At 63.9% G+C, this 12,420-nt stretch carries 12 protein-coding genes; 8 read left to right on the forward strand and 4 right to left on the reverse strand.

All coding sequences use genetic code 11. From position 1 onward, the window contains the following. Window positions 1-3: 3 nt before the first annotated feature. Window positions 4-141 carry a hypothetical protein gene (locus tag NKJ88_RS00745; protein WP_023701543.1) on the reverse strand — a complete coding sequence of 46 codons (138 nt, stop codon included), beginning with the start codon at window positions 139-141 and terminating at the stop codon, window positions 4-6. Between the two features lie 127 nt (window positions 142-268). Between NKJ88_RS00745 and NKJ88_RS00750 the strand changes: the two genes are divergently transcribed. The 3 genes from NKJ88_RS00750 to NKJ88_RS00760 all read left to right on the forward strand — a co-directional run bounded on the left by NKJ88_RS00750 (window position 269) and on the right by NKJ88_RS00760 (window position 4,706). Beyond that, a complete protein-coding gene (locus NKJ88_RS00750; RefSeq protein ID WP_352443355.1) occupies window positions 269-1,573 on the forward strand; it encodes a DUF6638 family protein in 1,305 nt (434 codons plus the stop codon). 16 nt (window positions 1,574-1,589) lie between these two features. Further along, a complete protein-coding gene (locus NKJ88_RS00755; protein ID WP_023686165.1) occupies window positions 1,590-2,714 on the forward strand; it encodes a DUF2333 family protein in 1,125 nt (374 codons plus the stop codon). A gap of 312 nt (window positions 2,715-3,026) precedes the next feature. After that, complete coding sequence (locus tag NKJ88_RS00760) at window positions 3,027-4,706, forward strand: formate--tetrahydrofolate ligase (protein ID WP_023686166.1); 1,680 nt, start codon at window positions 3,027-3,029, stop codon at window positions 4,704-4,706. Between the two features lie 74 nt (window positions 4,707-4,780). Here NKJ88_RS00760 and NKJ88_RS00765 read toward each other — a convergent pair whose 3' ends face one another. Continuing rightward, window positions 4,781-5,419, reverse strand: coding sequence for an isochorismatase family protein (locus NKJ88_RS00765; RefSeq protein WP_023748141.1), 639 nt, complete (start codon window positions 5,417-5,419; stop codon window positions 4,781-4,783). Window positions 5,420-5,546: 127 nt separating this feature from the next. Between NKJ88_RS00765 and NKJ88_RS00770 the strand changes: the two genes are divergently transcribed. Continuing rightward, window positions 5,547-6,542: a helix-turn-helix domain-containing protein gene (locus tag NKJ88_RS00770; protein WP_352443356.1), complete on the forward strand. Its 996-nt coding sequence runs from the start codon at window positions 5,547-5,549 to the stop codon at window positions 6,540-6,542. A 15-nt stretch (window positions 6,543-6,557) separates the two neighbouring features. On the opposite strand, the gene NKJ88_RS00775 is transcribed toward NKJ88_RS00770, so the two are convergent. After that, window positions 6,558-7,115: a sugar O-acetyltransferase gene (locus NKJ88_RS00775; protein ID WP_023823383.1), complete on the reverse strand. Its 558-nt coding sequence runs from the start codon at window positions 7,113-7,115 to the stop codon at window positions 6,558-6,560. A 154-nt stretch (window positions 7,116-7,269) separates the two neighbouring features. Here NKJ88_RS00775 and NKJ88_RS00780 point away from each other — a divergent pair, with 154 nt between their 5' ends. The 4 genes from NKJ88_RS00780 (at window position 7,270) to NKJ88_RS00795 (ending at window position 11,560) form a co-directional block, all read left to right on the forward strand. Next, complete coding sequence (locus NKJ88_RS00780) at window positions 7,270-7,731, forward strand: membrane protein (RefSeq protein ID WP_023669981.1); 462 nt, start codon at window positions 7,270-7,272, stop codon at window positions 7,729-7,731. Continuing rightward, window positions 7,728-9,119, forward strand: a complete 1,392-nt coding sequence (locus NKJ88_RS00785) for an FAD-containing oxidoreductase (protein WP_023733378.1) — start codon at window positions 7,728-7,730, stop codon at window positions 9,117-9,119. Before NKJ88_RS00780 ends, NKJ88_RS00785 begins: the two co-directional genes overlap by 4 nt. Before the next feature lie 115 nt (window positions 9,120-9,234). Then, window positions 9,235-10,413: an MFS transporter gene (locus tag NKJ88_RS00790; RefSeq protein ID WP_023733379.1), complete on the forward strand. Its 1,179-nt coding sequence runs from the start codon at window positions 9,235-9,237 to the stop codon at window positions 10,411-10,413. A gap of 91 nt (window positions 10,414-10,504) precedes the next feature. Further along, window positions 10,505-11,560, forward strand: coding sequence for a succinylglutamate desuccinylase/aspartoacylase family protein (locus NKJ88_RS00795; protein WP_023705935.1), 1,056 nt, complete (start codon window positions 10,505-10,507; stop codon window positions 11,558-11,560). Window position 11,561: 1 nt separating this feature from the next. On the opposite strand, the gene NKJ88_RS00800 is transcribed toward NKJ88_RS00795, so the two are convergent. Next, a complete protein-coding gene (locus NKJ88_RS00800; protein WP_023705936.1) occupies window positions 11,562-12,332 on the reverse strand; it encodes an isocitrate lyase/PEP mutase family protein in 771 nt (256 codons plus the stop codon). Window positions 12,333-12,420: the final 88 nt, after the last annotated feature.

Here is a 12,420-nt window from a genome sequence, read left to right on the forward strand (position 1 = left end):
CCTTCACGCGGCGAGGGCAAGGGTGAGGGGCGGCGCATGCGTGGACCAGAGATCGCTCCGACCATACTGGCAGCTATCGAACAGCGCCTCGATCGGGACATCCGGACCAATGATCTTCGATTTATTGACGCCAAAGGCCATGGGGAGACATGTCCTTGAATGCTAGCGCTGCCCCTCACCCTTACCCTCTCCCCGTGAAGAACGGGGAGAGGGAGGCGTCAGCGTTGGCGCTTCGCCACAACAGGCAACGCCGCTCGGAACGTTCTGCATGAGCCACGCCAAAAAACCCGACCTTCTCCGCGACAATGAGCTGATCTACGGCCGCTTGCTCACCGTCGACGAGTCGCACCTCATCCAGCGCTACAACAAGGCGCTTGTTGCCTTCGGCCTCAAGCCCACCAAGCTGAAGAGCTTCCAGATCGACCGCACCGGCTTCTCGCCCGAAGTGGCCGAGGAATGCGGCGATTACGATTATCTCGACCCCAATGAGGTCAACCGCCGCTTCATCATCCTGACGCCTTCGCAGATCGATCTGCCGGTGGTGCACACCGCCTTTTCCAACACCTCGCAGCTGATGTTCGAGTTCATGTCCAAGAACCAGCGCGCCATCGATGCGCTGACCATCAAGGATGTCATCTACGGCGAGATCGAGGATTCCGTTCCCCTGGTCAACGACATCGAGGATCTGCTGTCGATCAGCCAGGTCGAGTTCCGGGTGCTTTCGGCCGAGGACGTGCTGGGCAAGGCCGCCGAACTCGGCAAGCTGGTCGACCGGCTGAAGCAGGAGCCCGATGCCTGGCGCGACAACACCATGCTGAGCCGTATGGTGGAGCTGGCGAAGGTCTGCGGCGATATCCGTGAGAATGCGCTGGTGCCCGACCAGGTGATCTTCCGCCACAACGCCTACTGGACCAGCCATTTCGACGGCGTCTACGTCTTCGTCGATCCTGATATGACCACCGTCATCGGCGACCCGGCCGCCCCCGGCTTTCGCCGTTCGCGGCCCTGGCAGGTCAGCTATCTCTCGATCAACGATGCCGACAAGGTGTTCAAGTTCCTGGCCAGCACCGGCCGCATCGAATTGCCGCGCGCGTCATGGGTCGAAAGCTCGGGCTATCTCGAGCATCGCGCCGAGATGGTGGTGCGCTCTCTCATCCGCGACACAGAGCCGAACCGCAATTTGACCGAGGTCGACAAGGTCTGGCTGCAGACCTGGATCCATGGCCATGCCGATCTGATCACCAAGGACGGCAATTTCCCCTTTCTCAACGCCGCCAAGCGTGAGATCGCCCAGCTCGGCCATCTCAAGATCGAGGATGTGTTTCCGCAACAGCGCTTCCTGGTCGTGCGTGGCAAGCCCGACCATCCCGACGCCTGGCTGACCAACCAGCTGATCTCGGATTTCGTGCCGCAGGACTTTGTCTCGCGTTACGTCTTCAACAAGCCGGGCTTCTACAAGGACTATGACGGCTACAGCGACGCCTGGCGGTCGCATGTTGTGGACGTTCTGAAAACCACATATTTGAAAGACAAAGTGGCGTTTCGCACGCGCCTTTACGGCCTGACTGACTGAGGGGTGAACGAGAGCCATGCTTGATCCGATCGTGAATTTCTTCACCCGCATCTTCCAATGGATCGGCCGCGGCATCGGCCTCGTCATCGGCGCGATCCTGTGGCCGTTCCTCTGGGCTGGGCGCTGGTATACGCAGCGCGGCTGGATCCTGAAGGCTGTGGTCGGCCTCGCGCTTCTGGTGTTGATCGGCCTCTACGCCAATTTCTTCTACGCCACCCAGTGGTGGAACAAGTTCGATCCCAACTACGTCGACAAATACACCTTCGAGAACCGCAACATTTCCGCCGGCGAACAGGTCGCCGCCGGCGCCGGCACCGACACCGCCAAGACCTGCGGCAATTCGGGCATCGCCCAGGTGGCGGCCGACCTGACGGACTTCAACGTCAACCAGAATGCCTGGATCTCGTCGATGATCCTCTACAAACTCGGCCTGTTCGGCATCGACTGGGACAACACGCCGTTCATGGACAACAAGGCCTCGTTCCAGCGCGGCATCAACCAGGCGGTGCGGCGTACCGCCACCGAGCTTGCCGACAATCTCGGCCGTGTTCGCACCACATCGCAGATCGACGGCGACCTGCAGGATGCGCGCGGCAATCTGCAGTTCGACGAGGAGACCTGGTATTTCGGCCTCAACCCGTTCGGCCCCAAGACGCCGACGCCGAGCTATTATCGCGATGCCGTCACCAAGCTGCGCTCCTTCAACGCCCGCCTCGGCAGCTGCCAGGCGACGTTCGATGCCCGCGCCGACAATCTGAAGCAGTATATCGACCGCATCTCCTCCGACATCGGTTCCACCTCCGCGATCCTCAAGGAGCGCGCCGAAAACCATAACAATGGCTGGTTCGACTTCCGCGCCGACGACCGCTTCTGGTTCGCCTATGGCCAGCTCTATGCCTATTACGGCCTGATGAAGGGCGCCCAGGCCGACTTCGAGGACGTCATCAAGGAAAAGCATCTCGGCAATCTGTGGGACACGATGGATGCGCAATTCGTCTCGGCCCTGCGCATCCAGCCCTTCATCATCGCCAATGGCCGCGAGGATGGCTGGATCATGCCGACGCACCTGACGACGATGGGTTTCTACGTGCTTCGCGTGCGCTCCAACATGGTCGAGATCAGCAACGTCCTGACTCAGTAGCGTCCACAGCTTTCCCGGCGAGCGATGGCGAATTTGCGCCGTCGCCTCTGTCGCATTCCGTGCATTGGGCGGCTGTTTTGAGACGGCGGAACGTCGCGTCCTCTGGCTTCTATACGGCGCGGCAACGGAGCCAGGAAGAACCGGCGACAGGTCGGCCGGCCGCGGAGACACTTTCTTCATAGGAAACATAGTTGCATGCAAGTTGACGCCGCGGGAGCGACAGGGTTAGAACATGCCCGCGCCCTGGTTCAACATGCCTGCGAGTGAGATCAAACCCGTCCCCTCCACCGTCCAATCCGAAGGAAAGCCGTCATGGCCGAAGTGAAGTCCGACATCGAGATCGCGCGCGGCGCCAAGAAAAAGCAGATTCAGGAGATCGGCGCCAAGATCGGCATCCCGACCGAGCACCTTTTGCCCTACGGCCACGACAAGGCGAAGATTTCGGCCGAATTCATCAAATCGGTGAAGGGCAACAAGGACGGCAAGCTGATCCTCGTCACCGCCATCAACCCGACGCCGGCCGGCGAAGGCAAGACGACCACCACCGTCGGCCTTGGTGACGGTCTGAACCGCATCGGCAAGAAGGCGATCGTCTGCATCCGCGAGGCTTCGCTCGGCCCGAATTTCGGCGTCAAGGGCGGTGCTGCCGGCGGCGGCTACGCGCAGGTCGTGCCGATGGAGGACATGAACCTCCACTTCACCGGCGACTTCCACGCCATCACCACGGCGCACAACCTTCTGTCAGCGCTGATCGACAACCACATCTACTGGGGCAATGAGCTCGGCATCGACACCCGCCGCGTCGCCTGGCGCCGCGTCATGGACATGAACGACCGGGCGCTGCGCGAAATCATCTGCTCGCTCGGCGGCGTCGCCAACGGCTATCCGCGCGAGGCCGGCTTCGACATCACCGTCGCCTCGGAAGTCATGGCTATCCTGTGCCTTTCCACCGACCTCAAGGATCTGGAAAAGCGCCTTGGCGACATCATCGTCGCCTACCGCCGCGACAAGACGCCGGTCTATGCCCGCGACCTCAAGGCCGACGGCGCCATGGCGGTGCTGCTGAAGGACGCCATGCAGCCAAACCTGGTGCAGACGCTGGAAAACAACCCGGCCTTCGTGCATGGCGGCCCGTTCGCCAACATCGCCCATGGCTGCAACTCGGTCGTCGCCACCACGACGGCGCTGAAGCTCGCCGACTACGTCGTCACCGAAGCCGGCTTCGGCGCCGACCTCGGTGCTGAAAAATTCTTCGACATCAAGTGCCGCAAGGCGGGTTTGAAGCCGGCGGCTGCCGTCATCGTCGCCACGGTGCGCGCCATGAAGATGAATGGCGGCGTCAAGAAGGAAGACCTCGGCAAGGAAAACATCGAGGCAGTCAAGAAGGGCTGCCTCAATCTGGGCCGCCACATCGAGAATGTGAAACAGTTCGGCGTGCCTGCGATCGTGGCGATCAATCATTTCACCACCGATACCGAGGTGGAAATCCAGGCGATGAAGGATTTCGTCGCCTCGCTCGGCGCCGAGGCGATCCTGTGCAAGCATTGGGCCAATGGCTCTGCCGGCATTGAGGAGTTGGCGCGCAAGGTCGTCGAGATCGCCGAATCCGGCGCCTCGCAGTTCGCGCCGCTCTATCCCGACGCAATGCCGCTGTTCGAGAAGATCAACACCATCGTCCAGCGCATCTATCGCGGCGACGAGGCGATCGCCGACAAGTCGGTGCGCGACCAGCTGCATGCCTGGGAGCAGGCCGGCTACGGGCACCTGCCGGTCTGCATGGCCAAGACCCAATATTCCTTCTCGACCGACCCGAACCTGCGCGGCGCGCCGACCGGGCACACCGTGCCGGTACGCGAGGTCAGGCTTTCGGCGGGCGCCGGCTTCGTCGTCGTCATCTGCGGTGAGGTCATGACCATGCCCGGCCTGCCCAAGGCGCCGTCCTCGGAAAAAATCTTCCTCAACGAGATCGGCCAGATCGAAGGCCTGTTTTGAAAATTTCGAGATCGTTGCGAGATCCAAGAAGGGCGGCCACTGGCCGCCCTTTTGCTTTTCGGGGACAGATTTGCCTATGCAGCGTTGCGCGCCAGCGCGCGCTGGTTGGACGCATAGGGCGTGTCGCGTTCGGGCAAAGCACCGGTCTTCAGGCAATCGATCCATTCGGCGGTCTTGAGCACGGCCGCAAAGCGCGACTGCAGGATGATGGACACCACGCGGTGGATCTCCTCGGCCGAGGCGTAGCCGGCGCTGTTGGCGTAAGGCAGCGAACCGGTGGCGTCGGACAGGAACTCGACCGCAAAGCCGACATGCGCGGCGTGGATGATGCTCGACAGGTCGCAATTATGCGTCATGTAGCCGATCACCGTTATCGTATCGATGGTATTGGCGCGCAGCCACGCCTCGAGGTCGGTGCCGGCAAAGGCGCTAGGCAGTGACTTCTCGACATAGTGGTCGCGGCTTCGCCGGGCGATCTCGGGATGCAGTTCGCCGCCATGGCTGCCCTTGGCGAAGACTGGCGAGGTCTCGGGCGCCATCTGCTTGACGACCACCACCTTCACGCCGGCCGCAGCGGCGGCATCCATGGCGCGCGCGACATTGACGACGCTGTCGCGGAACGGCGGATACTGGATGGCGAGGTTGCCGCCATCATAATCGTTCTGGACATCGATGACGATGAGCGCGCGGCGCGGCGTGATATTGGCGGACATGGTGTTCTCCTTCGGGCTTGAATGGGACAGGTCGAAAATAGGCGGATCGCCCGACTGCCAAAAGTGGCCCGATTGACATCATTCGAAAGAATTAGGACAATTCGCTTTTCGCTTGCTGGAAACACGCATGGCCGACCCGATCATTGCCGTTCTCGCCTTTGACGGCATCAGCCCGTTCCACCTCTCCGTGCCGTGCGTGGTGTTCGGCACCGACCGCACCAAGCTTGGCTTGCCGCGTTTCGACTTTCGCGTCTGCGCGCTCGACGATGGAGCGATCCACACCGATGCCGGGCTGACCATCGCGGTGCCGTATGGCCTTTCCGCATTCGACGATGCCGACATCGTCATCATTCCGAGCTGGAAGGATCTCGAGGCCCCAATTCCGCCGCCGCTCCTGGCAGCGCTCACCCACGCGCACCGGCGCGGTGCGGTGATCGTCGGCCTCTGTCTCGGCACCTTCGCCATTGCCGCCGCCGGGCTGCTTGCGGGCCGGCGTGCGACGACACATTGGGCCTCCACCGACCGGCTGCAAACATTATACCCGGACATCGAAGTCGACGCCGACGTGCTCTATGTCGACGACGGCGACATCGTCACCTCGGCCGGCGTCGCCGCCGGGCTCGATTGCTGCCTGCACATTGTGCGCGCCCGCTATGGCGCAGAGGTAGCGCTGCGGCTGGCCAGGCACATCGTGCTGTCGCCGCACCGGCAGGGTGGGCAAGCGCAGTTCATCGAGCGCCCGCTGGCGAAAACCCCGGCCACCGACCGCTTCACCCTGGCGCTCGACACGGTGCGGGCAACGCTCGGACAAACGCACAACCTCGACCGCGTCGCGGAGGCCGCGGGCCTGACCCGGCGCACTTTCACCCGCCGTTTCCAGAAATCGATCGGCACCAGCTTTGGCGAATGGTTGGCCGGCCAACGCATCGAACTGGCGCAACGGCTGCTGGAGGCGACCGAGAAATCGATGGACATGGTGGCTTTCGAGGCCGGCTTCGGCAGCGCCACCTCGCTGCGCCAACATTTTGCCGCACGGCTCAAGACGTCACCGGCCCAATACCGGCGTGAATTCTCGCGGCGAGCCGGTCCGGACGAGCGTATGGCACGCACGGCTTCATACTGACCGCCCACGACGAGTTCAGCCCCGCTTGACCGCCCGCGCCGGATTGCCGACCACCGTGGTGTTGTCAGGCACGTCGCGCGTCACCACCGCGCCGGCGCCGACTATGGCGCCATCGCCGATGCTGATGCCGCCGAGGATGATGGCGCTGCCGCCGATCCAGGCGTCATCGCCGATGGTGACCGGCCTGGCAATCTCCAGTCCCGACTGACGGCCAGCGGCCTCCTTGTGGTGCTCGGCGCAGTAGATCTGCACATTGGGGCCGAGAAGCGTCCGCCTGCCGATACGCACCGGCGCGGTGTCGAGGATGGTGCAGCCGGCATTGAGGAAGGCGCCGTCGCCGAGATGGATGTTGAAACCGTAGGCGCAGTGGAACGGCGCCTCGATGCGGGAGCCTGCGCCCGCGCTGCCGAGCAGCGCCAATAGCGCCGGGCCGATATTGCCGCGTTGCTGGGGCGGTATCGTATTATGCTCGAACACCGCATCGCGCGCGATCACCCGCAGCGCCTCCAGTTCGTCGTCGATGCAGATGTACCATTCGCCTGCAATCATCCTTGTGCGTTCGCTTCCGGCCATCACAGCGACTCCGTCCCTTCGTCATGTTCGACTGGTTACCAAAGTACAATGCTCACTGATGGAAGAAGCACCATCGCCTACTCTCGTCAAACGTAGGACCTATGCTAGCTTGCCCTCGTGGGCCAGTCCCGGGCCTGCTTTCGAGGGGATCGACATGCTCTATTTGCTTGCACTTCTGATCGGCGTCATTGCCGGTCTTCGCGCCATGACCGCGCCGGGCGCGATCGCCTGGGGCGCCTATCTCGGCTGGCTGCCGGTGGCCGGCACCTGGGCAAGTTTCATGGGCCATTGGGCCGCCGTCGGTATCTTCACCATCCTCGCCATCGTCGAACTGGTCACCGACCAGCTGCCCTCGACGCCGAGCCGCAAGGTGCCGCAGCAATTCGGCGCCCGCATCCTGCTTGGCGCCTTCAGCGGCGCGGTGATCGGCGCCACCGCCGGTTCCACCATTGGCGGCCTGATTGCCGGCGCCATCGGCGCCGTCATCGGCACCTATGGCGGCGCCGAAGCGCGCGGCCGGTTGGCCGCCGCCTTCGGCAAGGATTTGCCTGCCGCCCTCATCGAGGACGCGGTGGCGATAATCGGCGGCCTACTGATCGTGGCGGCGGTGGTATGACTGCCCAAGCCTCAGACGCCAAGACATACGACGCCATCATCATCGGCGCCGGACAGGCCGGCCCTCCTCTCGCCGGCCGGCTGACGTCAGCCGGCATGAGCGTGGCGCTGATCGAGCGCAAGCTGGTCGGCGGCACCTGCGTCAACACCGGCTGCATGCCGACCAAGACCATGGTCGCCAGCGCCTATGCCGCGCATCTGGCGCGGCGTGCCGCGGACTACGGCGTGACGTTCTCAGGCCCTGTCGGCGTGAACTACAAGAGGATCAAGGCGCGCAAGGACAAGGTCACAAACGACTCCCGCAGCAATCTGGAGACGTGGATCGCCGGCATGAAGGGCTGCACGCTTTATCGCGGCCATGCCCGCTTCGAATCCGCCAACACCGTGCGTATCGGCGACGACCTTCTGACCGCCGAAAAGATCTTCCTCAACACGGGCGGCCGCGCCTCGGTGCCCGACCTGCCCGGCGTCAACGACGTCGACTACCTCACCAACTCCTCGATGATGGACCTCGACGTTTTGCCGCGCCATCTTATCGTCGTCGGCGGCAGCTACATCTCTCTTGAATTCGCGCAGATGTTTCGCCGCTTCGGCTCTGAAGTCACCGTCATCGAGAAGAGTTCGCGCCTGACCGGCCGCGAGGACGAGGACGTGTCGGCGGCCATCCTGTCGATCCTCGAAAACGAAGCCATAGAAGTCCATGTCGGCGCCGACGACATCCGCTTTGCCAGACAGGGCAAGGACATCGCCGTGACCTTCTCATCCGGCAAGCCGCCGGCGGTCGGCTCGCATGTGCTTCTGGCACTCGGCCGCACCCCCAACACCGACGATCTCGGCCTCGATAAGGCCGGCGTCGCGGTCGATCTGCGCGGCTTCGTCACCGTCGACGACCAGTTGCGCACCAGCGCGCCCGGCATCTGGGCAATGGGCGACTGCAACGGCAAGGGCGCCTTCACCCACACCTCCTACAACGATTATGAGATCGTCGCGGCCAATCTGCTCGACGACGATCCGCGCAAGGTCAGCGACCGCATCGAGGCCTATGCGCTCTACATCGATCCGCCGCTCGGCCGCTGCGGCATGACCGAGGCGGCGGTGAAGAAATCCGGGCGCAAGGCGCTGGTCGGCCAGCGGCCAATGACCCGCGTCGGCCGCGCCATCGAAAAGGGCGAGACGCAAGGTTTCATGAAAATCCTGGTCGATGCCGACACCAGGCAAATCCTCGGCTGCTCCGTGCTCGGCCCCGGCGGCGACGAGGCGGTGCACTGCGTGCTCGACCTGATGTACGCCAAGGCGCCGGTCGATACGCTGGCGCGCGCCGTGCATATCCACCCCAACGTCTCGGAGCTGTTGCCAACCATCGCCCAGGAGCTGAAGCCGCTCGCCTGACATAGCCCCGCGTCAAGCTCAGCGCTTTCTGCATTGGTGCGTTGCAGCAATGTGCATTGCGCGCGGCAAGGCTTCTCGTTCAGTCTGAATTGAACCGATTCAGTCTGGATTTTCCATGCCTTTGCCGATCCTTGCGCTTGCCATTGCGTCCTTCTGCATCGGCACCACCGAATTCGTCATCATGGGCCTGTTGCCGGAGGTTGCGGCCGATCTCGGCGTGTCGATCCCCTCGGCCGGCCTGCTGGTTACCGGCTATGCGCTGGGCGTCGTCTTCGGCGCACCCATCGTCGCCATGGCCACCGCGCATCTGCCGCGCAAGCCAGTGTTGGTCGCGCTGACGGCGATGTTCGTCGTCGGCAATCTGCTCTGCGCCATTGCGCCCAATTACTGGCTCCTGATGGCCGCGCGCGTCTTCACCGCGTTCGGTCATGGCGCCTTTTTCGGCATCGGTTCCGTCGTTGCCGCCAGCCTGGTGCCGCGCAACAAGCGCGCCAGCGCCATGGCGATGATGTTCGCGGGATTGACGCTCTCCAACATTCTCGGCGTTCCTGCCGGCACCGCGCTTGGCGAAGCCTTCGGCTGGCGCTCCACCTTCTTTGCCGTCGTCGGCATCGGCCTGATCTCTGTTGCCGCCATCGCCTGGCTGGTGCCATCCAATGTCGTCGAACCGAGCGGCGGCGGCCTGCGCAGCGAACTGCGCGTGCTGGGCAAGCTGCAGGTCTGGCTCGCCATGCTGATCGCCTCGCTGGCCTCGGCCAGCCTGTTTGCCGTCTTCACCTACATCAAGCCCTACCTTACCGATGTCTCCGGCCTGTCGACCTCCGCGGTCACCTGGGTCCTGCTGCTGTTCGGCGCCGGCATGACCATAGGCAACATCATCGGCGGCCGGCTGGCCGACTGGAAATTGATGCCGACGGTGATCGGCACGCTGCTTTTAATGGCGGTTCTGTTTGTCAGCTTCATGCAGTTCGGCGCTATCGCCAGCGTCGCCATCGGCGTCGTCTTCTTGTGGGGACTGCTGATCTTCGTCGTCGTGCCGCCGCTGCAGATCCGCGTCGTCGAAACGGCTTCGGAAGGGCCGAACCTCGCCGCCACGCTCAACCAGGGCGCATTCAATATCGGCAATGCCAGCGGCGCCTGGATCGGCGGCGTGGCTCTGTCGGCCGGCGTTTCCTATGCTCATTTGCCGCTGGTCGGCGCGGTGCTGGCCCTGCTGGCGGTCAGCGTAGCCGTTGTCTCGCAGGCGCTCGAAGGATCGGCGCCGATAACGACGGTTCCGGCCGCCGCCGAATAATTCCATTGCGCCCATGGCGGCGCGAACTGGACCAATCGACAGCCCTTCGGCAAAAGTGCATGTGTTCTGCCTCTTATCCTGGAGGCATCCCATGCAGAAATCGATCGAACGCATCGCCGGCGATACCGAAGGCGTTTCCTACGAATTCCCGGTGTTCCGCTTCGCCGGCGCCGACAAGGCAGCACCTTCGGCCTACCTGCAGGCAGCGCTCCACGCCGGTGAATTGCCTGGTGTCGTCGCCATCGACGCGCTGATGCCGGCGCTGAACAAGGCCGAAGCGGAAGGCCGCATCAAGGGCAGCATCACGGTCGTGCCCTGGGCCAATCCGATCGGCCGCGCGCAATATCATTTCGGCGAGCACCAGGGCCGCTTTCATCTCGGCACCCGCAACAATTTCAACCGCGGCTTTCCGTTGCTCGCAGCACCGGACGCCAAGCTTTTGCCCGACACCACGCTTGGCACCCCCGACCAGCGATTGAAGACCCGTCTGGTGCAGCTGTCGCTCGGCCACGACATCGTGCTCGACCTGCATTGCGACGACGAGGGCCTTGCCTATCTCTACGTCCACGCCAGCCTGTGGCCGGCGATGGCCGATTGCGCCGCCGCCATGGGTATCGACGCCGTGGTGTTGTGGAGCGAGGACGCCGACGGCACCTTCGAGGGCGCCACGATCATGCCCTACCAGAACGTCCCCGCCAACGTGGCGAAGCTCGACCGCCGCGTTGCCACTACGGTAGAATACCGTGGCATGCTGGATGTCGACGGCGCGCTGGCAAATTCCGATGCCGAAGGCCTCTACCGGCTGCTGGCGGCGCGCGGCGTGATCGCCGACGCCGCCCTTCCCGAACCCGGCCCGTTCAAGGGCCTCGTCGCGCCGCTCGAAAACATCGACATGATGCCGGCGCCCCGGGCCGGCGCCATCCTCTACGACGTCAAGCCCGGCGACCGCGTCGCCAAGGGCGCGCGCCTCGCCACCATCGTCCACACACCGGGCGAGGCCGGCGGCCGCACCGAAGTGCTGGCGCCGCAGGACGGCGTCATCCTGACCCGCCGCTCACGCCGCATCATCCGCGCCGGCGAGGATCTCTTGAAGCTGGTCGGCGACAAGAAGAGCGCCGACGCGAGGTCAGGCACGCTGGAGGACTGAGCTAACCCGAAATCGCCAGCCGCGCCTTGGCCTCCAGCCATTCGGCCATTTGCCGGTACGGCACCGGGCCGTGGCTGACACGGGCAACACCAAGCTCGGCCAGGCGCTGGCGCGGCGGCACATGCGCCAGCGCGATGATGTTGACCGGCAATGCCGTCGCCTTGCACAGCGCCTCGATCAGACCCTCGTCGCCGAGTCCCGGCGCAAAGAAGCCGCTCGCTCCTGCCTTTTCATAAGCGTGCGCCCGCTCGATGGCCTGGTCGAGCAGCACGCTGTCATGCGCATCCGTCTTGGCCTTGAGGAAAATGTCGGTACGGGCGTTGATGTAGGCGGGAATGCCGGAAGCCTTCACCGCCGCCGCTGCCGCCTCGATCCGCTTCACCTGTACCGCGATGTCGTGCAGACCGGCGCCGCCGAAGATCTGGTCCTCGAAATTGAAACCGATGGCGCCGGCCTGCAGGGCACGTGTCACCGTCTGGGCGACAGTCTCCGGCTCGACGCCGTAGCCGCCTTCGAGGTCCATGGTCACGGGCAGGTCGACTGCCGCCACGATGCGCTTGATGTTGTCCAGCGCTAGCTCCAGCGGGATTTTCTCGCCATCGGCATAGCCGAAGGCGGCTGCCACCGGCCAGCTTCCGGTGGCGATCGCCTTGGCGCCCGCCCTCTCGACGATCTTGGCCGAGCCCGGATCCCAGGCATTGTAGAGAACGATCGGGTTGCCCTTGACATGAAGGGCATGGAACGTGCGTGCGCGCTCGATCTGCTCGGTCATTGCTGTCTTCCCGTCTTTCCGATGTTGGACGAACAGTCTAGGCAGGACCCCAAGCCTTGGCGATGTGCCATGGGCTGCAGAAGCGGCG

The organism is Mesorhizobium sp. M0016 (genome assembly GCF_040324035.1).
GTDB lineage: Bacteria > Pseudomonadota > Alphaproteobacteria > Rhizobiales > Rhizobiaceae > Mesorhizobium.